Origin of the sequence: Agromyces sp. NPDC057679 (assembly GCF_042799635.1) — a bacterium.
Lineage (GTDB): Bacteria > Actinomycetota > Actinomycetes > Actinomycetales > Microbacteriaceae > Agromyces.
This window is the reverse complement of record NZ_JBHVIK010000001.1, coordinates 919275-940128: the sequence shown is the minus strand read 5'-3', so window position 1 is coordinate 940128 and position 20854 is coordinate 919275. Positions and strand designations below refer to the sequence as shown.

18 protein-coding genes are annotated in these 20854 nt (G+C 71.7%); 11 read left to right on the top strand and 7 right to left on the bottom strand.

Translation table 11 applies throughout. The annotated features are described in order from the left end of the window. Window positions 1–34 precede the first annotated feature (34 nt). Complete coding sequence (locus tag ACFVAJ_RS04195) at window positions 35–1630, bottom strand: ABC transporter substrate-binding protein (RefSeq protein ID WP_376941548.1); 1596 nt, start codon at window positions 1628–1630, stop codon at window positions 35–37. A 126-nt stretch (window positions 1631–1756) separates the two neighbouring features. Between ACFVAJ_RS04195 and ACFVAJ_RS04190 the strand changes: the two genes are divergently transcribed. Beyond that, the gene (locus ACFVAJ_RS04190; protein ID WP_376941547.1) at window positions 1757–2644 is read left to right on the top strand and encodes a LysR family transcriptional regulator; all 888 of its coding nucleotides are present in this window, start codon (window positions 1757–1759) and stop codon (window positions 2642–2644) included. Window positions 2645–2752: 108 nt separating this feature from the next. Here the strand turns inward: ACFVAJ_RS04190 and ACFVAJ_RS04185 are convergent, their stop codons facing one another. Further along, entirely contained in the window at window positions 2753–4549 is a 1797-nt protein-coding gene (locus tag ACFVAJ_RS04185) for an acyl-CoA dehydrogenase (RefSeq protein ID WP_376941546.1), read from the bottom strand. A gap of 167 nt (window positions 4550–4716) precedes the next feature. On the opposite strand from ACFVAJ_RS04185, the gene ACFVAJ_RS04180 reads away from it, so the two are divergent. From ACFVAJ_RS04180 to ACFVAJ_RS04165, 4 genes are read left to right on the top strand one after another with little or no spacing between them, the layout of a single operon-like run. Beyond that, the gene (locus ACFVAJ_RS04180) at window positions 4717–5493 is read left to right on the top strand and encodes an electron transfer flavoprotein subunit beta/FixA family protein (protein WP_376941545.1); all 777 of its coding nucleotides are present in this window, start codon (window positions 4717–4719) and stop codon (window positions 5491–5493) included. Between the two features lie 11 nt (window positions 5494–5504). Continuing rightward, a complete protein-coding gene (locus tag ACFVAJ_RS04175) occupies window positions 5505–6482 on the top strand; it encodes an electron transfer flavoprotein subunit alpha/FixB family protein (protein ID WP_376941544.1) in 978 nt (325 codons plus the stop codon). Between the two features lie 6 nt (window positions 6483–6488). Continuing rightward, window positions 6489–8078 carry a cytochrome b/b6 domain-containing protein gene (locus ACFVAJ_RS04170; RefSeq protein WP_376941543.1) on the top strand — a complete coding sequence of 530 codons (1590 nt, stop codon included), beginning with the start codon at window positions 6489–6491 and terminating at the stop codon, window positions 8076–8078. A gap of 1 nt (window position 8079) precedes the next feature. Further along, complete coding sequence (locus ACFVAJ_RS04165; protein WP_376941542.1) at window positions 8080–8664, top strand: TetR/AcrR family transcriptional regulator; 585 nt, start codon at window positions 8080–8082, stop codon at window positions 8662–8664. 30 nt (window positions 8665–8694) lie between these two features. Here ACFVAJ_RS04165 and ACFVAJ_RS04160 read toward each other — a convergent pair whose 3' ends face one another. Next, window positions 8695–9837, bottom strand: a complete 1143-nt coding sequence (locus ACFVAJ_RS04160) for an acyl-CoA dehydrogenase family protein (protein WP_376941541.1) — start codon at window positions 9835–9837, stop codon at window positions 8695–8697. 200 nt (window positions 9838–10037) lie between these two features. On the opposite strand from ACFVAJ_RS04160, the gene ACFVAJ_RS04155 reads away from it, so the two are divergent. Then, window positions 10038–10949: a lytic transglycosylase domain-containing protein gene (locus ACFVAJ_RS04155; protein ID WP_376941540.1), complete on the top strand. Its 912-nt coding sequence runs from the start codon at window positions 10038–10040 to the stop codon at window positions 10947–10949. Between the two features lie 66 nt (window positions 10950–11015). Here ACFVAJ_RS04155 and ACFVAJ_RS04150 read toward each other — a convergent pair whose 3' ends face one another. Then, window positions 11016–11444, bottom strand: coding sequence for a winged helix-turn-helix transcriptional regulator (locus ACFVAJ_RS04150; RefSeq protein WP_376941539.1), 429 nt, complete (start codon window positions 11442–11444; stop codon window positions 11016–11018). A 128-nt stretch (window positions 11445–11572) separates the two neighbouring features. Between ACFVAJ_RS04150 and ACFVAJ_RS04145 the strand changes: the two genes are divergently transcribed. Continuing rightward, window positions 11573–11932, top strand: coding sequence for a DoxX family protein (locus tag ACFVAJ_RS04145; RefSeq protein ID WP_376941538.1), 360 nt, complete (start codon window positions 11573–11575; stop codon window positions 11930–11932). 37 nt (window positions 11933–11969) lie between these two features. Here ACFVAJ_RS04145 and ACFVAJ_RS04140 read toward each other — a convergent pair whose 3' ends face one another. Further along, window positions 11970–12905: a LysR family transcriptional regulator gene (locus ACFVAJ_RS04140; RefSeq protein WP_376941537.1), complete on the bottom strand. Its 936-nt coding sequence runs from the start codon at window positions 12903–12905 to the stop codon at window positions 11970–11972. 74 nt (window positions 12906–12979) lie between these two features. On the opposite strand from ACFVAJ_RS04140, the gene ACFVAJ_RS04135 reads away from it, so the two are divergent. The 3 genes from ACFVAJ_RS04135 (at window position 12980) to ACFVAJ_RS04125 (ending at window position 17148) form a co-directional block, all read left to right on the top strand. Further along, a complete protein-coding gene (locus tag ACFVAJ_RS04135) occupies window positions 12980–14482 on the top strand; it encodes an aminotransferase class I/II-fold pyridoxal phosphate-dependent enzyme (RefSeq protein WP_376941536.1) in 1503 nt (500 codons plus the stop codon). A gap of 82 nt (window positions 14483–14564) precedes the next feature. Further along, a complete protein-coding gene (locus ACFVAJ_RS04130; protein WP_376941535.1) occupies window positions 14565–16043 on the top strand; it encodes an amino acid permease in 1479 nt (492 codons plus the stop codon). Between the two features lie 169 nt (window positions 16044–16212). Beyond that, window positions 16213–17148, top strand: a complete 936-nt coding sequence (locus ACFVAJ_RS04125; protein ID WP_376941534.1) for a LysR family transcriptional regulator — start codon at window positions 16213–16215, stop codon at window positions 17146–17148. A gap of 84 nt (window positions 17149–17232) precedes the next feature. Here the strand turns inward: ACFVAJ_RS04125 and ACFVAJ_RS04120 are convergent, their stop codons facing one another. Next, entirely contained in the window at window positions 17233–18615 is a 1383-nt protein-coding gene (locus ACFVAJ_RS04120) for an MFS transporter (protein ID WP_376941533.1), read from the bottom strand. 178 nt (window positions 18616–18793) lie between these two features. Here ACFVAJ_RS04120 and ACFVAJ_RS04115 point away from each other — a divergent pair, with 178 nt between their 5' ends. Further along, window positions 18794–19015, top strand: a complete 222-nt coding sequence (locus ACFVAJ_RS04115) for a hypothetical protein (protein WP_376941532.1) — start codon at window positions 18794–18796, stop codon at window positions 19013–19015. A 46-nt stretch (window positions 19016–19061) separates the two neighbouring features. On the opposite strand, the gene ACFVAJ_RS04110 is transcribed toward ACFVAJ_RS04115, so the two are convergent. Further along, window positions 19062–20804: an alpha-amylase family glycosyl hydrolase gene (locus ACFVAJ_RS04110; RefSeq protein WP_376941531.1), complete on the bottom strand. Its 1743-nt coding sequence runs from the start codon at window positions 20802–20804 to the stop codon at window positions 19062–19064. Window positions 20805–20854 lie beyond the last annotated feature (50 nt).

Here is a 20854-nt window from a genome sequence, read left to right as displayed (position 1 = left end):
GGGCGGTCCGCCCGGCCGGGCGGGGCGGCGGGCGTCAGCTCGCGGGCGTGATGGGGGCGAAGAACGTCGTGAACGGGTAGTTCTCGTTGAAGTCGGCGACGTCGAGCGCCGGGGGCACGACGCTCACGGCCTGCGCGTCGTAGAGGAAGAACCCGGGCGCCTGGTCGACGAGCAGGTCCATCGCCTCCTCGTACTTCGCCTGGGCGGCCTCGCGGTCGCTGCCCGTCAGCGTTCCCGCCTCCTCCACGAGGGCGTCGTACTCGCCGTTCTTCCAGTAGCTGAGGTTGAAGAACGGCTCCTCGCTTGAGTGGAACAGCGAATAGAGGTTGTCGGCGCCGGCGTCGCTGTAGGTCGGCCAGTAGTAGACGACGAAGATGTCCTGGGCGGTCGCCGGGTCGGCCTTCGCGTTCTCCCACTGCTGGTTGAAGAGTTCGGCCCGCACGTCGAGGGTGACACCGATCTTGGCGAACGCGTCCTTGATCAGCGGCACGAACCGCGCCTCCGACGAGTTCTCGGACGCGTAGGTCAGGGTCAGCTCGAGTCCGTCGGCGTGGCCCGCCTCGGCGAGCAGCGCCTTCGCCTTCTCGAGGTCCTGCTCGTACTGCGGCACGCTGTCGGAGTACGGGAAGATGCCCTTCGGCACGGGGCCGTGCGACTGGGTGCCGTACCCCTGGCCGCCGACCTCGATGACGTCGTCGTAGGGGATCGCGTAGCTCAGCGCCTGCCGCACCTTCGGGTCGTCGAGCGGCGGCCTCGTGGTGTTGAAGAAGCCGACGAAGTTGAACGGCGAGTTCGCGGTGCGCACCTCGGTTCCGAGGTCGGATGCCACGGTGTCGACGTTCTCGAGCGGCAGGTTCGTCGCGAGGTCGACCTCGCCGCTCGTCAGCATCTGCTGCGCGGTGACCGCGTCGGGCGTGATCGCGATGTCGACGATGTCGTAGTGCGGCGCCGCGTCCTCGTTCCAGTACTCGTCGTACGCCTCGAGCACGACCTTCTCACCGGGCGTGTACGACTTCACCGTGTACGGCCCGGTGCCCGCGTCGATGCCCTGCTCGAAGTACTGCTCGTCGCCGGCTGAGGCGGTGAGCGCCTTCGGCGACACGATCCACGCGCCGTACGTCGAGGCGGCGACGAGGTCCATCGGTGCGGAGTACGAGAGGTGCATGACGACGGTCGCGTCGTCGGTCGCCTCGATCGACTCGAGCGGCGCCCAGATGAAGGATGCCCCGGCGTGGTCCTTCGCGGCCTCGATGCTCGCCTTCACGGCGTCGGCGTCGACGGCTTCGCCGTCGTGGAAGGTCGCGCCCTCGCGGATGTGGAACGTCCAGGTGAGCCCGTCGTCGCTCGCCTCCCACGATTCGGCGATGCCGGGGGTGAACTCCTCGTCGGCGCCTTCGGCGTTCTTCCAGAGGAGCGGCTCGTACACGTTGCCGAGGTAGAGCGCCTCGGTCGAGAACGACCGCACGGGGTCCCACGTGGTGACCGCGGCCGAGGCGGCCACGCTGAGCACCGTGGAATCGGATCCGGCGGCGGCGCCGCCGGCGGTGCAGCCGGCGAGGCCGGCGACGCCGACGGCCCCGACGGCCAGAACTGCGAGTGCGCGAGAGCGTCGCGCTCGGGTGACTGCCATGACTGCCTCCTGGGGTGGGCTCGCCACCGCGGGGGTCTTCGGCGGCGAAGTGCGGCCAGTCTATGGACGCCGAGCCTTAACAGACCAATACTTAGTTTCGGTTGAAGTGATGCTTGGGAGGTATCGATGGATCTCCGCCTGCTCCGCTACTTCCTCGCGGTGTGCGAGGCCGGCACGCTCCACGGCGCCGCCGCGGTCGTGCACGTCGCGCAGCCCTCGCTCAGCCGGCAGATCCGGCGCCTCGAGCAGGACCTCGGATTCGACCTGTTCGACCGGTCGGCGCGAGGGCTTGCGCTCACCGCCGCCGGCCGGAGGTTCCGCCCGGTCGCCGAGGACCTCGTGGGACGCGCGGCGCAGGCGGGCGCGACCGCCCATGCGATCGCGCGCGGCACGGCGCCCGAGCTGACCGTCGTGACCGCCCCCACGACGGCGACCGACATCGTCGCGCCGTTCATCGTCCGCGCGGGACCGGACGGCGTGATCGGCAACGTCGTCGAGGCGATGCCCGAGCACGTGTACGCGGCCGTGGCGACCGGGCGGGCCGACTTCGCCGTCGGCACGCGGATCCCTCCGGCGGAGTTCCGCACCAAGGTGATCGGCCACGCCTACCTCTGGGCGCAGATGCGGCGGGACCATCCGCTCGCCGATCGCGAGACGGTCGACATCGCCGCACTCGTGACACAACCGCTCATCGTCATGAGCCGTGCGCACGGGGTCCGCCAGATGTTCGACTCGGCGGCGGCGAGAGCCGGCCTCAGGTTCACCGCCTCGCTCGAGACCGAGTCACCCCCGCTCGCCCAGGCGCTCGCAGCCGCGGGGCGCGGCATCTGCATCCTCTCCGACGACCCCAGATTCGGTCTCACGACCACCCCGATCGAGACCGGCTCGGGCCCGCTCGTGATCACCCTCTTCGGCGTCTGGGACGAGATGCACTACGCGAGTGCGCAGATCGAGCGCTGCCTCGACGAGATGGAGCAGTTCCTCGTCGAGACCTACCCGCCGAACTCCGTCTGATCGTTCGCGCCGTCTCTCCGGGCCCGCGCATCCAAGCGGGCGACGGCGAAGAGCCGGGCCCGGCACCTTCCGAAGGTGCCGGGCCCGGCCGGATCGATCAGCGTCGGGTCAGACGCGCGCCCCGCGCGCCACCGCGTCGCCGAGCGCCGCGGCGTCGAGGGCGAAGAGGTCGCGCGAGCCGGCGGTCGCCGCGCTCGCGAGGCCCGCCGCCTGCGGCAGCAGCTGCTCGGCGTAGAACCGGGCGAGCGGCAGCTGCGTCTCGGCGATGCCGTCGGCGTCGAGGCCGCGGGCGGCGAGCGCGGACTTCGCCATGAGCCAGCCGCCGACGACGAGGCCCCAGATGCGCTGGTAGGGCGTCGAGCCCGAGAGCACGGCGTTCGGGTCGGTCGCGCCGGTGCGGAGCATCCATGCCGTCGTCTGCTCGAGCGTGTCGAGCTGGGCGCTCAGCTGGGCGCGGATCGAGGCGAACTCCTCGCCCGCCGCGGCCAGGTCGGCGTCGAGCTCGCGCATGCTCGCGATGAACTCGAGTGCGGATGCCCCGTCGCGGACGGGCAGCTTACGGCCGACGAGGTCGGCGGCCTGGATGCCGTTCGTGCCCTCGTAGATCGCGGCGATGCGGACGTCGCGGTAGTGCTGCGCGGCGCCGGTCTCCTCGATGAAGCCCATGCCGCCGTGGATCTGCAGCGCGAGCGAGGTGAGCTCGTTGCCGAGGTCGGTGCCGAACGACTTGCTGATCGGGGTCAGTAGGCCGACGATCTCGTTCGCGCGAGCGCGGGTCGCGGGGTCGGCGTGGTGCGTCGACACGTCGGCGTACGTCGCCGTCAGCAGCATCATGCGGCGCATGGCGGCGATATATGCCTTCTGCGTCATGAGCATGCGGCGCACGTCGGGGAAGTCGATGATGGGGGAGTCCTCGGTAGCGCCGATCGCGCGGCCCTGGATGCGCTCGGTCGCGTAGTCGAGCGACTGCTGGTACGCGCGCTCCGACACCGCGAGGCCCTGCATGCCGACCGAGAGGCGGGCGCTGTTCATCATGACGAACATGATGCGCATGCCGATGTTCTCGGCGCCGACCAGGTAGCCGGTGGCGTCCTCGTACGAGAGCACGCACGTCGGCGAGCCGTGGATGCCCATCTTGTGCTCGACGCCGACGGTGTGCACGCCGTTGCGCTCGCCGATCGAGCCGTCCTCGTTCATCAGGAACTTCGGCACGATGAAGATCGAGATGCCCTTGGTTCCGGCAGGGGCGTCGGGCGTGCGGGCGAGCACGAGGTGCACGATCTGCTCGCTGAGGTCGTGGTCGCCGAAGGTGATGAAGATCTTCTGGCCGGTGATGCCGTAGGTGCCGTCCTCGCGCTTCACGGCCTTGGTGGTGAGGGCGCCGACGTCGGAGCCCGCGTGGGGCTCGGTGAGGTTCATGGTGCCCGTCCACTCGCCGGAGACCATCTTCGGCAGCCACTGCTGCTTCTGCTCGTCGCTGCCGTAGTGCAGCAGGGCCTCGATCGCACCCTGCGTGAGCAGCGGGGCCAGCGCGAACGCCATGTTCGCGGTCGTCATGAGCTCCTGGAGCGCGAGGCCGACGGTGCGCGGGAACCCGCCGCCGCCGAACTCCTCGGGCAGCGGCACCGAGCCCCAGCCGGCGTCGACGTAGGCCGAGTAGGCCTCCTTGAAGCCCGTCGCCGTGGTGACGGTGCCGTCGGGGTTCAGCGTCGAACCCTCGAGGTCGCCGGCGCGGTTGGTCGGGGCCACCAGCTCGGTCATGAAGTTGCCGGCCTCATCGAGGATCTCCGTGACGGTCTCGAGGTCGGCGTGCTCGTAGCCGGGCAGCTGCGCGACGGCGTCGTAGTCGACGACGTGCTCGAGGGCGAAGGCGATGTCTGCAACAGGGGGTCGGAATCCGCTCATGCCCGCAGCGTAACCCCGCGTCTCCGTGCCGGCCAGCGAAACTGTGCGGGTTCCACGAGCGGCTCGGGCGAGCCTTCCGGCCGCTTTGGCGGCATCCCACAAATCAGTGTCCTTTCCAGGCAAGCAAGTGCTTGGTTAGGATGGAGCCACTCGTGCGAAGGAGCGGAATGAAGATCGTCGTCCTGGTCAAAGAGGTCCCCGACACCTATGGGGACCGCAAGCTGAACCTCGAGACCGGCCTCGCCGATCGCGCGGCGAGCGACACCGTGCTCGACGAGATCGGCGAGCGCGCCCTCGAGGTCGCGCTGAGCTACGCCGACGCGAACGCCGACACCGAGGTGGTCGTGCTCTCGATGTCGCCCGAGTCCGCCGCGGCGACCGTGCGCAAGGGCCTCGCCATGGGGGCGTCGTCGGCGGTGCATCTCGCCGACGAGGCGCTCGCCGGCGCCGACCTCGGGCTCACCGCCGAGGCGCTCGCCGCAACCCTCCAGCACATCGGGTACGACCTCGTGATCGCCGGCAACGAGTCGACCGACGGATCGGGCGGGGTGCTCCCCGCGATGGTCGCCGAGCTCCTCGACGTGCCGAACGCGACGAGCCTGAACTCGGTCGAGATCGCCGACGGCGAGGTGCGCGGCCAGCGTGCGAGCGACCACGGCACGATGCAGGTCACCGCGACGCTGCCCGCCGTGATCTCGATCACCGAAGCGCTGCCCGACGCCCGCTTCCCGAACTTCAAGGGCATCATGGCCGCGAAGAAGAAGCCCTTCGAGACCCTCTCGCTCGCCGACGTCGGGGTCGACGCCGACACCGCCGAGGCCTCGCGGTCGATCATGATCTCGCTGGCCGAGAAGCCGCCGCGCACGGCGGGCACCAAGATCGTCGACGAGGGCGACGCCGGCGAGCGCCTCGCCGAGTACCTCGTCCAGAACCGGCTCGCGTAAGGGGACCGACGATGACTGACTACACCGCCGACTCCATCCTCGTGCTCCTCGACGTCACCCCCTCCGGCGCGCTCACGAAGAGCGCCGCCGGGCTGCTCGGCGCCGCCGCCGGCGTCGGCACCCCCGTCGCACTCCTCGTCGCCGCCGACGGCGATCGACTCGCCGCGGACGCCGCCGCGCTCGGCGCGATCCGCGTGCTCGTCGCCGAGCCCGCCGACGCGGCGCAGCTCACGGTGCCCGCCGCCGACGCGCTCGCCGCCGCCGCCGAACTCGTGCGGCCCGACGCCGTGCTCGTCTCGAACTCGATCGAGGGCCGTGAGATCGCCGCCCGCTTCGCGGCGCGCACCCGCTCTGGCCTCGCCGTCGACGCCGTCGGCGTCTCCCGCGACGCCGAGGGCGTCGTCGCCCACCACTCGGTCTACGGCGGCGCCTACAACGTCGACTCCGCCGTCACCTGGGGTGCTCCCGTCGTCACCGTTCGCGAGGGGGCGATCGATGCCCGTGCGGAGGCGCAGCCCGTCTCGGTCGAGCGGCTCGAGGTCGCGGCATCCGGTCGTCGTGCCGCCGTGATCGGCAGCGTCGACGAGGCCGTCGTCACCTCGTCGCGCCCCGAGCTGCGCGGCGCGGCGAAGGTCGTCTCGGGCGGCCGGGGCCTCGGCTCCGAGGAGCAGTTCGCGCTCGTCGACCAGCTCGCCGACGTGCTCGGCGCCGCCGTCGGCGCCTCGCGCGCCGCCGTCGACGCCGGCTACGTGCCGCAGTCGTATCAGGTCGGCCAGACCGGCGTCTCGGTCTCGCCGCAGCTCTACATCGCGCTCGGCATCTCGGGCGCGATCCAGCACCGGGCCGGCATGCAGACGGCGAAGACGATCGTCGCGATCAACAAGGATGCGGACGCCCCGATCTTCGAGATCGCCGACTTCGGCGTCGTGGGCGACCTGTTCACGGTCGTCCCGCAGCTGATCGCCGCGCTCGAGGCGCGGAAGGCGTAACCCCCGATGGCGACGTACGGGCGAACGACACGGCAGGGCCTGCCCCGCATCGCGGGCGGCGAGCCCTGGCCCCCGGTGGTCGAGCTCGCGGGAGTCGCGGCGGTGCAGGCCGAGGCGGCGCCCGCAGTGGCGGCGACGGAGCAGCTCGCGGCCTCACCGGTCGCCGCGGCGCCGCTCGCCGAGACCGCCGTGACGAGCCGTTCGCTGCGGCGTGGCCTGCCGCGCGTGCCGGGCGGCGAGCCCTGGCCGCCCGCCGGATCGGTGACGGTCGCGGCCGCCGTGGGTTCCGTCGCGGATGCCGCGAGCGCGAGTGCTCCCGAGGTCGCCCCGGCAACTCCGGTCGGCACCGCGGCCGTGCCTGCCGCGGCGCCTGCGGTCGCAGCTGCGCCCGCCGCCGCAGTCGCCGCGGGTGGCGTCGCACTGCGCCGCGGACTGCCGCGCACCCCCGGCGGCGAGCCGTGGCCGCCCGCGGGCACCGCGCCCGCGCGGCCCGAGCGCGTCGTCGAGGCGCCCGCGGCGGCCGCCCCGGTCGTCGCCGAGGTCGCGGCCGAGGTTGCCCCCGCTCCCGCCGCCGCGCCCGCGCCCGTCGAGGTCGCCCCGGCCGCCGTGCCGCGGCGCACCCCGGCACCGCAGCCTCGTCGCGCGGCGCCGGTCGTGGCATCCGCCCGCCCCGTGGCCGAACCGTGGCCGAAGCTGTACGGACCGTACTCGCGCGCCGAGTGGGCCGGCGCCCTCGCCATCGGCGGATTCGGGCTGCTGCTCGCCGCGACCGGCGTCGTCGTCGTGGTCAACTGGCTGCTCGCGCTCGCGCCGATGCAGGACTTCCTCGCGACGTACCCGGGCGAGTACCACCTGCCCGAGGGCGCGCCCGTCGGCATTCCGGCGTGGATCGGCTGGCAGCACTTCTTCAACGTGTTCCTGATCGTGCTCATCATGCGATCGGGCCTGCAGGTGCGCACCCAGAAGCGGCCGACCGCGTTCTGGTCGCCCCGCTGGAACGCCAAGCGCAAGATCAGCCTGTCGCTCTGGTTCCACCAGTCGCTCGACATCCTGTGGCTCGTCAACGGCGCGGTCTTCGTCGTGCTGCTCTTCGCGACCGGGCAGTGGATGCGGATCGTGCCGACCAGCTGGGAGGTCTTCCCGAACGCGATCTCGGCGTTGCTGCAGTACCTCTCGCTCGACTGGCCGACCGAGAACGGCTGGGTGAACTACAACAGCCTGCAGCAGATCGCCTACTTCGTGACCGTGTTCATCGCCGCCCCGCTCGCCGCGATCACCGGGGTGCGCATGTCGGGGCTCTGGCCGAAGAACGCGAAGACGCTGAACCGCATCTACCCGGTCGAGTTGGCGCGCGCCGTGCACTTCCCGGTGATGCTCTACTTCGTGGCGTTCATCATCGTGCACGTGGGGCTCGTCTTCGCCACCGGGGCGCTGCGCAACCTCAACCACATGTACGCGAGCCAGGACGTCGTGAACTGGGTCGGGTTCTGGATCTTCGTGGGTTCGCTCGTCGTGATCGCCGCGGCCTGGGTCGCCGCGCGCCCGCTCGTGCTCGCACCCATCGCCCGGCTGTTCGGCAAGGTCAGCGGGCGCTGAGGTGGGAGATGGAACGGGGCGGCGCGAGCAGATCATCGCGATCGCGACGAGGCTGATCGCCTCGCGGGGCTACTCATCGACGACCGTGCGCGACATCGCCGACGAGGCCGGCATCCTCTCGGGCAGCCTGTATCACCACTTCGCCTCGAAGGAGGCGGTGCTCCAGGAGATCCTGCACACCTTCCAGCACGACACGCTCTCGGCGTTCGAGCGCATCGCGGCCGGCGGCGGCAGCCCGCGCGAGCATCTCGACCAGCTCATCGAGCACGCCTTCCTCACGATCGAGCAGCGCCCCGACGAGGTGCGCATCTACCAGAACGAGACCGGGTTCCTGATGACCCAGCCCGGGTTCGAGTTCCTCGTCGACGGCGCCGCCCGCATCGAGGAGATCTGGCTCGAGCAGATCACCGCGGGCCAGCGCGAGGGGGTCTTCCGCGACACCGTCGACCCGCGTCTCGCCTTCCGGTTCATCCGCGACGCCGTGTGGTCGACGGTGTTCTGGTACCGCCCCGCCGGCAGCCACACCGCTGCGAGCCTCAGCGCGAACTACCTCGAGCTCCTGCACTCGGGACTCCTCGCGAGCTGAGGGCCGGGCGCGACCGCCTCACCCGAACCCTCAGCGCGAGCCGAGCAGCCGGCGAGCGATGATCATGCGCATGACCTCGTTCGTGCCCTCGAGGATCTGGTGCACCCGCAGGTCGCGGACGACCCGCTCGATGCCGTACTCCGACAGGTACCCGTACCCGCCGTGCAGCTGCAGCGCGCTGTTCGCGACGATGAAGGCCGCATCGGTCGCGAACCGCTTGGCCATCGCGCATCTCGCGGTGGCGTCGGGCTCACGGTCGTCGATCGCCGCGGCCGCATCGTGCACGAGCAGGCGCGCGGCGTGCAGCTCGGTCGCCATGTCGGCGAGGGTGAACGCGACCGACTGGTGCTCGGCGAGCGGATGCCCGAAGGTCTCGCGCTCCTCGACGTAGCGCAGCGTGCGGTCGAGCGCCCACTGCGCGCCGCCGATCGAGCACGCCGCGATGTTCACCCGGCCCCCGTCGAGCCCGGACATCGCGATCGAGAAGCCGTCGCCCTCCTCGCCGAGCCGATTGCCCACGGGAACGCGCACCCCGTCGAGCACGACCTGGCGGGTCGGCTGGGCGTTCCAGCCCATCTTCTTCTCGTCGGGCCCGAAGGAGAGCCCGGGTGCCTCCCCGGGGACGACGATCGCGCTGATGCCCCGGGAACCGGCCTCGCCGGTCCGGGCGAAGACGAGGTACACGGCGGACGAGCCGGCGCCCGAGATGAACTGCTTCACGCCGTTCAGCACGTACTCGTCGCCCTCTCGCCGGGCGGACGTCGTGAGGGCCGCGGCATCGGACCCCACCGAGGGCTCCGTGAGGCAGTAGCTGCTGCGATCGACGAGAGCGCTCATCCCGGGCAGCCACTGCGCGCGCTGTCGGTCATCGCCGTACCGGTCGATCATCCACGCGACCATGTTGTGGATCGACAGGTACGCGGCGATCGCAGTGTCGCCCTTCGCGAGCTCCTCGAAGACGAGCGCCGCGGTGAACCGCCCCAGGGCCGAGCCCCCGAACTCCTCGCCGACGTAGATGCCGCCCAGGCCGAGCAGGCCGGCCCGCTCGAGGGTGTCGACCGGGAACTGCTTCTTCTGGTCGCGCTCGTTCGCGAACGGGGCGAGCTCGGCCGCGGTGAACTCGTGAACGGCCGCCACGATGGCGAGCTGATCTTCGGAGAGTGCCTTCGACATGGCGCAATCAGCCCTTCTTCGTGCCGACGTGGCCGAGCCTAGTCGGGTGGGCGGCGATTCACGAGAGCCGACTGGCACGTTTCGGGCGCGCCGGCGGCGACGGACGCGTAGTGTGGATGGGGGTCGTCGCCGTCGCGCTCGAACGAGTGCCACCGGAGCGGCCCTGCGGGCACCTGAACCAACGCCCGAACGGAGCAACGATGTCCTGGGACGACGATTTCGACGCCGATGATCGCGGCGAGCGTCGGGCAGCCCGGACGCGCGTCAGCTGGGGCCGGGTCATCGGGCGAGTCGCGATGTACCTGGGCGCCACCGTCGGGGTCGTCGCGCTCGTGGTCGGCGTCGTCGTCGCGGTGAATCTCATCGGCACGGCGCGGAACCCCGGCGGATTCGCCGCGCCCGCCGCCTACGGCTCGTACGTCGCGCTGCCGCCGACGACCTCGCAGCCCGACGACCTCGACCGGGCCGAGGGCGACGCCTCCGCCGACGGAGGCACGGCGACGCCCGAGGACCCCGCCGACCTCTCGGGCTCGGGTCGCGAGTCGCTGCCCGTGCCCGTCGTCGACGGCGACTGGCTCGCAATGGCGGCCGACGCCACCGGGATCCCCGAGCGGGCGCTCGCGGCGTACACGCTCGCGCACGTCGCCGTGGCCGAGGAGGAACCGGAGTGCGGCGTCGACTGGGCGACGATCGCCGCGATCGGATCGATCGAGTCGGACCACGGCCGGCACGGCGACTCGGCGCTCGGCGAGTCGGGCGACGTGAGCCCGCCGATCATCGGCCGGGCGCTCGACGGCGACGGGGTGGCGAAGATCGCCGACACCGACGGCGGCGTGCTCGACGGCGACACCACCTGGGACCGGGCGGTCGGACCGATGCAGTTCATCCCGTCGACCTGGGAGCGGTGGGCGAGCGATGCGAACGGCGACGACGTGGCCGACCCGCACCAGATCGACGACGCCGCGCTGACCACGGCGCGGTACCTGTGCGCGGCGGGCTCGATGACGAGCCCCGAGGGCTGGCGCGAGGCGGTGTACTCGTACAACCACGACAACGACTACGTCGACAAGGTCGCGCGGGTCGCGCAGGAGTACGCGGACCTGATCGGCTGATCGGCTGATCGGCTGAGGCCGGGAGGCGGGTCCCGAGCGCGGCGCCGGCGGCGCCCCGTGGCGGGCTCAGCGCTCGGCGTCGAAGGCCTCCCGGGCGTCGAGGATGTCGGTGCGGTGGGCCGCGGCCCATCTGGCGAGCTCGATGACGGGCTCGGACAGCGAGCGGCCGAGCGGGGTCGCCGCATACTCGACGCGGGGCGGGATCTCGGGGTAGCTCGTGCGCGTGACGAGACCGTCGCGCTCGAGGCTGCGCAGGGTCTGCGTGAGCATGCGGTGCGAGATGCCGTCGATCTTGCGCTGCAGTTCGGTGAATCGGAGGGGGCCGTCGTGCAGCACGCCGATGACGAGCATGCTCCACTTGTCGCCGACGCGGGCGAGGATCTCGCGGATGAGCCCGCTCGCGGGGTTGTCGACGCTGCACGCGGCGGTGCCCTCGTGCCCGACGGGCGCGTCGAGCGGCTCGACGGTCATGGCGCGTGCCGGTCGGGTGGGCATTGCAGCTCCTCTCGCAGGGCCCGATACGCACCTCGAGGTGCGTTGCGCACGGAGAAGTGCCGGGACCCGGAGGGTTACGATACCAGATCGTGCGTTACGAACTGTTCGTAACCGAGAAGGGAACCCCCATGATCATCGCCCTCTGGATCGCCACCGCCGTGCTCGCCCTCGCCTTCGTCATGGCCGGCACGATGAAGGTCGTCACCCCCTACGAGCGCGTGGGGGAGAAGATGTCGTGGGTGGAGGTCGTCAACCCCGCCCAGCTCAAGGGCATCGGGGCGCTCGAGGTGATCGGGGCGATCGGCATGATCCTGCCCGCCGCGACGGGCATCGCACCCTGGCTCACGCCCATCGCCGCCTTCGGCCTCGCCGGCATGATGGCCGTCGCCGTGGGCCTGCACGTCCGCCGCCGCGAGCCCTTCGCCCCGAGCCTCGTGCTGGGCGTCATCGCGCTCGCGATCGGCGCGGGATGGCTGATCTTCGCCTGACCATGACTCGGGCGGTGCCCGCCGCCGGGCTGGTGCCTCACGAGCGGGGCGGATCGGCAGCGCCGGCGGTCGTCTGACGCGAGAGCTCGGCGGCCGCGTCGACGAGGATGTCGCGGAGACGCGCGAGGGCCGGCAGCTGCGCGTCGCCGCGGGTGACGAAGGCGAGTCGGCGCATCCCGAGCTCCTGGACGGGCGGTCGCACGACCACGCCGAACCCCGGCACGGAGGTCGACGGCACCGCGAGCGCGACGGCGAGATCGGCGGCGACGAGGCCGTGGATCATGTTGAGGTCGTCGGTGCGGGTGAACACGTGCAGCTCCCGCCCGAGCGCGGCGCTCGCACGTCGGAGGACCCGCTGCGAGGCCTCGTCGTCGTTGCGGCTGCCGATCCAGCTGCGGCCGAGCTCGCCGAGGTCGAGCTCGTCGAGCTCCGCGAGCGGGCTCGACGCCCCCACGAGCACGTGGAACGGCTCGGACATCAGCAGGGTCGGCTCGAGATCGGGCGCGTCGAAGACCGGGTCGCCTTCGAGGTCGTAGATGAGGGCCGCATGGAGGGCGCCGTCGCCGAGCATCCGCACGAGCTCGGTCGGTTCGCCCTCGACGAGCTCGACCTCGACGTGCATCGACTCGCGGAGCGCCCGGATCGCCTCGGGGAGGAGGCGCGAGCCGATCGAGGGGAACGTGCCGACGACGAGCGTCATCGCCCCGGCGTCGCGGTAGGTGGCGACGAGCCGCTCGGCGTGCGCGACGCGCGCGAGGATCTGCTCGCCCTCCTCGGCGAGCAGCTCGCCGATCGGCGTCAGCCGGGCGCCCCGGGGCGTGCGCTCGACGAGCCGCGCCCCGAGTGCCGACTCGAGGGCGTCGAGGTGGTGCGTGACCGTCGGCACCCCGTAGTGCAGGGCGTTCGCGGCCTTCGTGAGACTGCCGTTCGCGCGCACGGCGAGGACGACGCGGAGCTGCTGCAACGAGATCACTCATAGAGCGTATGTCGCTGCGGCAAAGATTCACCCACTTCTCATGTCGCGCGATGGTTCCTAACCTGAACGTCATGCTCCACGCCGCACCGACGCAGCTCCCCACGCAGACCGAGGTCCCGTACGCCGACGCGCTTCGCGCGCTCGCCGCGGGCGACTGGCAGCACATCCACGTGCCCGCCCACCACGGCCACTCCGAGAACGCCCCCGGGATCGCCTCGTTCATCGGCGAGCAGGCGCTGCGCATGGACAAGCCGATGCTCTTCAGCGGCATCGACCAGGACAGCTGGCGCATGATCAACCCGGCCAAGCCCACGCCGCTCGCCCGCTCGCTCGAGCTCGCGGCCGACGCGTGGGGCGCCCGCCGCGCCTGGTTCCTCACCAACGGCGCGTCCCAGGGCAACCACATCGCGACCATGGTCGCCCGCGCGCTCGGCCGTGAGCTCGTCGTGCAGCGAGGCGTGCACTCGAGCGTCATCGACGGCATCGCCCACGGGGGCATCGACGCCCACTTCGTCCAGGGGGCGGTCGACAGCGCCCTCGGCTCCTCGCACGGGCTCACGGCCGAGCAGGTCGATGCGGCGCTCACCGCCCACCCCGCGAGCGGCGCGGTCTACCTCACGAGCCCCAGCTACTTCGGCGCCGTCTCCGACATCGCCGCGATCGCCGAGGTCGCCCACGCGCACGGCGTGCCGCTCATCGTCGACGAGGCCTGGGGCGCCCACTTCGGCTTCCACCCCGGGTTGCCGGTGAACGCCGCGAGACTCGGCGCCGACCTGGTCGTCTCGAGCACGCACAAGGGCGGCGGCTCGCTCACCCAGTCGGCGATGCTCTTCCTCGGCGAGGGGCCGTTCGGGCAGCGCCTCGAGGGGCTCGCCGACCGCGTGCACCGCTCGTACCAGTCGACGTCGTCGAGCGCCCTGCTCATGGCCTCGCTCGACGAGGCGCGCCGCCGCCTCGTCATCGACGGCGAGCGTTCGATCGGCGAGACGCTCGCCGCGGCCGAGGCGATCCGCCGCGGCATCCGCGAGGGCGGGCGATTCCGCGACGCGAGCGACGACATCCGCCTGAGCGCCGGCACCGTCGACCTCGATCCCTTCAAGATCGTCATCGACACGCGCGCCGGCGGCATCTCCGGCGGCGAGGCCCATCACCGCCTCATCCGCGACCACGGCGTCGTCGTCGAGCTCTCGACGCACTCGGCGATCCTGCTGCTGCTCGGCGCGACGAGCCGGGTCGACGTCGACCGGTTCCTCACCGCGCTGCACGCCCTGCCCGTCGCGATCGAGAGCCTCAGCGAGCCGCGTCCCCTGCCGGCCGTCGCCCCGCTCGCGATGAGCGTCCAGGACGCGTTCCTCAGCGAGACCGAGGTGATCCCGTGGGAGGAGAGCGTCGGCCGAGTTTCAGCTGACGCGCTCGCCGCGTATCCTCCTGGTATCCCCAATGTGCTTCCCGGTGAACCGTTCACCCGCGAAGTGCTCGATTTCCTCCGCGCCACCGCTGCCGATCCCTCGGGCTACGTGCGCGGCAGCGTCGATCCCCGGCTCGATCGCGTGCGCGTCGTCGCCCGAGCCTGAGCCGGGCGCCGAGCCCGGGCAGGCAGCCCGGAGCCGGCCTCGAGCACCCCGCCCCGATCCGCACAGACGAAGGAGTCCCCCTATGACCGAAGCGGCATCGCCCCCCAGAACGACCGACGCCTCGAGCGCCGCCCCGCCCGCCGAGCTCGAACGCGGGCTGAAGAACCGTCACCTGCAGCTCATCGCGATCGGCGGCGCCATCGGCACCGGCCTGTTCCTCGGCTCCGGCACCGTCATCAGCCTCACGGGGCCGTCGATCATCTTCGTGTACATGATCATCGGCGTCTTCGTGTTCTTCATCATGCGGGCGCTCGGCGAGCTGCTGCTGTCGAACCTGCATTACAAGACCTTCGGCGACATCGCGAAGGACATGCTGGGCCCGTGGGCCGGGTTCTTCGTCTCGTGGACGTACTGGTTCTCGTGGGTGGTCGCCTGCGTCGCCGACATCGTCGCGATCACGGCGTACACCCAGTACTTCGCCCCCGACATCCCCGTGTGGGTGCCCGCGCTGCTCACGGCCATCGGCCTGACCATCCTCAACCTGCAGCCGGTGAAATGGTTCGGCGAGACCGAGTTCTGGTTCGCGATCGTGAAGATCGTCGCGATCCTCGCGCTCATCGCCGTCGGCATCGTGCTGATCGTCACCGGCTACACGAGCCCCGACGGGGTGCAGGCCTCGGTCACGAACCTCTGGGAGCACGGCGGGCTCTTCCCGCTCGGCGCATCGGGATTCATCATGGGCTTCCAGATGGGCGTGTTCGCGTTCATCGGCGTCGAGCTCGTCGGCACCGCCGCCGCCGAGACCGAGAACCCGCGCCGCAACCTGCCGAAGGCGATCAACTCGATCGTCGTGCGCATCATCGTCTTCTACGTCGGCGCGATGGTCGTCATCATGAGCATCACGCCGTGGGATCAGATCGAGGCGGGCACGAGCCCGTTCACCTCGACCCTGCTGCTCGCGGGCTTCGGGGCGGCGGCCTTCGCGATCAACCTCGTCGTGCTCACCTCGGCCGCATCGAGCGCGAACTCGGGTCTGTATTCCGGCACGCGCATGCTGTTCGGCCTCGCGAAGGACGGCCATGCGGCCCGCGTCTTCGCGAAGGTCGATCGCCGGTTCATCCCGCGCAACGCCGTCTTCTTCACCTGCGTGTTCCTCTTCGCCGCGATCCCGCTGCTCTACGCGGGCGACGGCGTCGTGCAGGCGTTCACCTTCGTGAGCTCGGTGTGCGCCACCCTCGTGCTCTTCACCTGGGGCTCGATCGTCGCGAGCCACCTCGTGTACCAGCGCCGGTACCCCGAGAAGCACGCCGCCTCGGCGTTCCGCATGCCGTTCGCCAAGGTCACGCCGTGGCTCGTGTTCGCGTTCTTCGCGTTCATCATCGTGACGTTGCTGCTCGGCGAGTCGACGCGGCCCGCGCTGCTCGCGGCACCCGTGTGGTTCGTCGTCCTCGCGATCCTGTGGATGCTCCGCCGTCGCCGCCTGCTCCGCGAGGGCCTGCCGCTCACCGGGGCGATCCCGACGACCACGCACCCGCTCGACGAGGTCGACGCGGAGCGCTGACGGTTTCGAGACCGGGCCTGCTGCCGCCCTTGGGGGAGGGCGGCCGCAGCGCCCATGCTCGGCCGCCCTTGGGGGAGGGCGGCCGAGCGCCCTTCTGCCCGGTCGGGCCATCCGGCGAGCGGTTCGACGCGGGCGCACTCCGGTGCGACGCCGTCCCGACTGTGCGATCATGCACAGCGTGATCACGGCACCGCGGCCCGCAGCGAACCCCGACGACCTGCTCGTCTTCCTCGCGGTCGCGCGCTCGGGGCGGTACACGGCCGCCGGTGCGGCGCTCGGCATCAATCACACGACCGTCGGCCGGCGCATCGAGTCGCTCGAGCAGGCGCTCGGCGGCCGGGTGCTCGTACGCGGCTCGGCGGGGTGGGCGCTCACCGCGCTCGGCGAGCAGGCGCTCGTCGCGGCCGAGGGCGTCGAGCAGGCGCTGCGCGGGCTCGACCCCGAGGCGACGGCGCTCGCGGGGGTCGTGCGGCTCTCGGCGACCGACGGGTTCAGCGGCTACATCGCGGCGCCCGCGATCGTCGCCTTGCGCCGCGAGCACCCCGAGGTGTCGCTCGAGATGGTCGCGGCGACCCGCCGGGCGGCGATGCAGCGGGTCGGGGTCGACCTCGAGGTCGTCGTCGGCCGACCGCACGTGCACCGCGCCGAGGCGAGCCACCTCGCCGACTACACGCTCGGGCTCTACGCGAGCCGGGGCTACCTCGAACGGCACGGCAGCCCGGCCGACCTCGCCGGACTCGCCGGGCGGCCGCTCGTCTACTTCATCGAGTCGATGCTGCAGGTTGACGCGCTCGACGACGCCCGCCGTGCGGTGCCGCGCATGCTCGACGCCGTGTCGAGCACGAACGTGTACGTGCACATCGAGGCGACGCGTGCGGGCGCCGGCATCGGGCTGCTCCCGGCGTTCCTCGCCGATCAGCACGACGACCTCGTGCGGCTCCTGCCCGAGGCGGTCGAGGTGCGGCTGCCGTACTGGATGGTGATCCACCCCGAGGCGCTGCGCCAGCCGCTCGTGCTCGCCTACATCACGGCGCTGCGCGCCCGCATCGAGGAGGTTCGGTCGGCGCTGCTCGGACGCTGGGCATCGGGCGCTCACGACGGGTGAGGCGGACGACGACGCGGATGCCGGGCGCAGACGCCGACGGCCGACCCGCACGGTGACGGGCCGGCCGAGGCATCCGATGAGCGGTCAGGCGTTCGCGCCGACCTGCTCGGGCGCGGTCGCCGAGCCGAGGCGCTCGCGATCGGCGGCGTCGAGCGTGCGGAGGTCGAGCCCCTTCGTCTCGCGGGCCGCCGCGACCGCGACGAGGGTGATCGCGCAGGCGATCGCGACGTAGATCGCCACCGGCACGCTCGAGCCGTACTGCGCGAGCAGTCCGGTCGCGATGATCGGGGCGAGCGAGCCGGCGAAGATCGACGTCACCTGGTAGCCGAGGCTGACGCCCGAGTACCGCATCCGGGTCGGGAACATCTCGGCCATGATCGCCGGCTGTGCGGCGTACATGGCGGCGTGGAACACGAGGCCGAGCGCGATCGCCGCCCAGATGACGACCGGCTGGCCGGTCTGCATCAGCGGGAAGGCGAAGAACGCCCAGGTGGCTCCGAGCACGGCGCCCGCGGCGTACACGCGCTTGCGGCCGAGCCGGTCGGAGAGCCGCCCGAACACGGGGATGACGAGGAAGTGCACGACGTGCGCACCCGCGAGGATCAGCAGGGTCGCCGAGGTGCCCTCCTGCACGACCTGCGTCAGGTACACGATCGAGAAGGTCACGACGACGTAGTACAGGATGTTCTCCGCGACGCGGAGTCCCATCGCGACGAGCACGCCCCGCGGGTAGCGACGCAGCACCTCGAGCGGGCCGAACGAGTTCGCCTTCACCTGCTCGCGCTCCTGCTGCATCTCGAGGAAGATCGGCGCCTCGGTGACCTTCGTGCGGATGTACCAGCCGATCAGCACGATCACCGCCGACAGCCAGAACGCGACGCGCCAGCCCCAGCCGAGGAACGCCTCGGCGGTGAGCGTCGACGAGAGCACGAACAGCACGAGGGTCGCGAGCAGGTTGCCGATCGGCACCGCGGCCTGCGGCCAGCTCGCCCAGAACCCGCGCGAGCGGTCGGGGCTGTGCTCGGCGACGAGCAGCACCGCGCCGCCCCACTCGCCGCCGAGGGCGAAGCCCTGCGCGAAGCGCAGCACGACGAGCAGCATCGGCGCCGCGAGGCCGATCTGCGCGTAGCTCGGCAGGCAGCCGATGAGGAACGTCGCGGCGCCGATGAGCAGGATGCTCACCTGGAGCAGCCGCTTGCGCCCGTACTTGTCGCCGAAGTGTCCGAACACGATGCCGCCGAGCGGGCGGGCGATGAAGCCGACCGCGTAGGTGAGGAACGCGGCGATGATGCCCGCGAACGGGTCGTCGGACGGCGGGAAGAACACGGTGCCGAACACGAGCGTCGCCGCCGAGGCGTAGAGGAAGAACTCGTACCACTCGACGACGGTGCCCGCCATCGACGCGGAGACGACGCGTCGGAGGCCCGACGTGGACGTCGGCGCCTGGGCGGCTTGGGACTGGGTCATCCGATGCTCCTTTGCATGAACGGAGTGGGCGGCAGGGTCGCGCCACTGCTCGATTCTGGGGCGGCCGGCCGCCTGCACCAATGGGGAGTTCCGCACGCGCCGTGTGCGAAATCGCACATTCGACTGTGTCAGGCTGGCAGCGCCGCACATGCGGGACGAACGGAAGGGTGCGACGAGGATGACCGGACGCGGGAAGCGGCGCCTGATCGCGGTGCTCGTCGGCGTGGGCGGCACCGCGCTCGCGCTCGCGTTCGTGCGCATCTCGCTCGACTGGTCGGACGCCCAGCCCTACGAGGGCGAGGCGACCGAGATCCGCTACATGGTCTTCGCGACGATCGCGGGCCTCGCGATCGTCGCGAGCGTCGTCACCGCGATCGTGCTCTGGCGCCGGGCGCGCTGAACGGCGCGCGAGCCCGGGTGGGGCGCTGCCACAGCACTGGCGCGGCTCAGCGCACCCACACCGTCGTCGCGCCGGGCAGGGTGCCGTCGCCGGGCAGCGGCCCGCTCGCGACGAGCACCTCGCCCGTGGGCAGCGGCACGGCGTCGTCGCCGAAGTTCGTCACCGAGCGCCAGCCGCCAGGCCGGGCGAAGGCGAGCACCGACGGCTCGGATGCCTCGAGCCACTCGAGGGCCTCGTCACCCTGCAGTTCGCGGCGCAGCCGGAGCGCCGTGCGGTAGAGCTCGAGCGTCGAGCCCGGCACCCCCGACTCGGCATCGACGGCGTAGTCGGCGAACCACGCGGGCTGGGGCAGGTGCGGTGCCGCGGCGCCCGTGGGGCCGAAGCCGAACGAGGTGCCCTCGGCCGTCCAGGGCAGCGGCACGCGGCATCCGTCTCGACCGATCTCGACGCCGGTGTTGCGGAAGAACGCCGGATCCTGCCGGTCGGCGTCGGGGATCTCGCCCACCTCGGGCATGCCGAGCTCCTCGCCCTGATAGAGGTACGCCGACCCCGGCAGCGCGAGCATGAGCAGCGTCGCCGCGCGGGCCCGGCGAAGGCCGAGAGCCGTGTCGACGAAGTCGGGGTCGCCGCCCGCGAGGAGCCACGCCTTGCCCTCCGCGCCGGTCGGCGTGCCGCCCGCGGCGCCCGACTCGACCGTCAGGCCGTAGCGGGTCGCGTGCCGCACGACGTCGTGGTTCGAGAACACCCACGTCGACGAGGCGCCCGTGGCGGCCGCCTCCGCGAGGTTGTTCGCGATGACCTCGCGGAACCCCTCCGCGTCGAACCCCGCCTGCAGCAGGTCGAAGTTGAACGCCTGGCCGAGCCCCTCGGGCGAGGCGTAGCGGGCGCGCCGGTCGGCATGCACCCAGGCCTCGGCGACCGCCGTGCGCGGCGGGTCGTACTCGTCGAACACCTGTCGCCACTCGGCGTAGATCTCGTGCACGTCGTCGCGGTCCCAGAGGGGGTGCGAGCCGTCGGCGAAGAGGTCGGCGCGGTGGATCGTCGCCAGGTCGTCGTGCGAGGCGTCCAGGTCCTTCTTCAGCCCGTGGGCGACGTCGACGCGGAAGCCGTCGACGCCCCGGTCGCTCCAGAACCGCAGGGTGCGCCGGAAGTCCTCGTGCACCTCGGGCAGCTCCCAGTTCAGGTCGGGCTGCTCCTTCGCGAAGAGGTGGAAGTACCACTGGCCGGGCGTGCCGTCGGGCTCGGTGACGCGCTCCCAGGCGCTGCCGCCGAAGATCGAGGTCCAGGCGTTCGGGGGCAGCTCGCCGTTCGCCCCGCGCCCGTCGCGGAAGAGGTAGCGCTCGCGCTCGGGCGAGCCCTTGCCTGCGGCGACCGCCGCCCGGAACCATTCGTGCCGGTCGGAGCTGTGGTTCGGCACGATGTCGACGACCACCTTGATGCCGGCCCCGTGCAGCGCCGCGACCATCTCGTCGAACTCGGTGAGCGTGCCGATCTTCGGGTCGACGTCGCGGTAGTCGTCGACGTCGTAGCCGCCGTCGGCGAGCGCCGAGGGGTAGAACGGGCTGAGCCATACCGCGTCGACGCCGAGCTCGGCGAGATAGGGCACCCGCGAGGTGATGCCGACGAGGTCGCCGATGCCGTCGCCGTTGCGATCGGCGAAGCTGCGCGGGTAGATCTGGTAGACCGCCGCCTGCCGCCACCAGTGCGGGTCGGCGGCCGACAGCGCCGACGGTTCCGACGCGTGCGATGCGGTCGGTGCGGATGCCTCGGCGCGGGCGTCGTTCGTCATGCGGGTCCCTTCGGAGCGGCGTCGGCGATCGCCGCACGCATCCCGCCATT

Excerpts from the sequence above, each read along its gene's own strand:
- ACFVAJ_RS04185 (WP_376941546.1), bottom strand. The coding sequence starts at position 4,549 with ATGAGCGGATTCCGACCCCCTGTTGCAGACATCGCCTTCGCCCTCGAG.
- ACFVAJ_RS04155 (WP_376941540.1), top strand. The coding sequence starts at position 10,038 with ATGTCCTGGGACGACGATTTCGACGCCGATGATCGCGGCGAGCGTCGG.
- ACFVAJ_RS04150 (WP_376941539.1), bottom strand. The coding sequence starts at position 11,444 with ATGCCCACCCGACCGGCACGCGCCATGACCGTCGAGCCGCTCGACGCG.
- ACFVAJ_RS04125 (WP_376941534.1), top strand. The coding sequence starts at position 16,213 with ATGCACAGCGTGATCACGGCACCGCGGCCCGCAGCGAACCCCGACGAC.
- ACFVAJ_RS04175 (WP_376941544.1), top strand. The coding sequence starts at position 5,505 with ATGACTGACTACACCGCCGACTCCATCCTCGTGCTCCTCGACGTCACC.
- ACFVAJ_RS04110 (WP_376941531.1), bottom strand. The coding sequence starts at position 20,804 with ATGACGAACGACGCCCGCGCCGAGGCATCCGCACCGACCGCATCGCAC.
- ACFVAJ_RS04190 (WP_376941547.1), top strand. The coding sequence starts at position 1,757 with ATGGATCTCCGCCTGCTCCGCTACTTCCTCGCGGTGTGCGAGGCCGGC.
- ACFVAJ_RS04195 (WP_376941548.1), bottom strand. The coding sequence starts at position 1,630 with ATGGCAGTCACCCGAGCGCGACGCTCTCGCGCACTCGCAGTTCTGGCC.
- ACFVAJ_RS04170 (WP_376941543.1), top strand. The coding sequence starts at position 6,489 with ATGGCGACGTACGGGCGAACGACACGGCAGGGCCTGCCCCGCATCGCG.
- ACFVAJ_RS04145 (WP_376941538.1), top strand. The coding sequence starts at position 11,573 with ATGATCATCGCCCTCTGGATCGCCACCGCCGTGCTCGCCCTCGCCTTC.
- ACFVAJ_RS04160 (WP_376941541.1), bottom strand. The coding sequence starts at position 9,837 with ATGTCGAAGGCACTCTCCGAAGATCAGCTCGCCATCGTGGCGGCCGTT.
- ACFVAJ_RS04115 (WP_376941532.1), top strand. The coding sequence starts at position 18,794 with ATGACCGGACGCGGGAAGCGGCGCCTGATCGCGGTGCTCGTCGGCGTG.
- ACFVAJ_RS04135 (WP_376941536.1), top strand. The coding sequence starts at position 12,980 with ATGCTCCACGCCGCACCGACGCAGCTCCCCACGCAGACCGAGGTCCCG.
- ACFVAJ_RS04120 (WP_376941533.1), bottom strand. The coding sequence starts at position 18,615 with ATGACCCAGTCCCAAGCCGCCCAGGCGCCGACGTCCACGTCGGGCCTC.
- ACFVAJ_RS04130 (WP_376941535.1), top strand. The coding sequence starts at position 14,565 with ATGACCGAAGCGGCATCGCCCCCCAGAACGACCGACGCCTCGAGCGCC.
- ACFVAJ_RS04180 (WP_376941545.1), top strand. The coding sequence starts at position 4,717 with ATGAAGATCGTCGTCCTGGTCAAAGAGGTCCCCGACACCTATGGGGAC.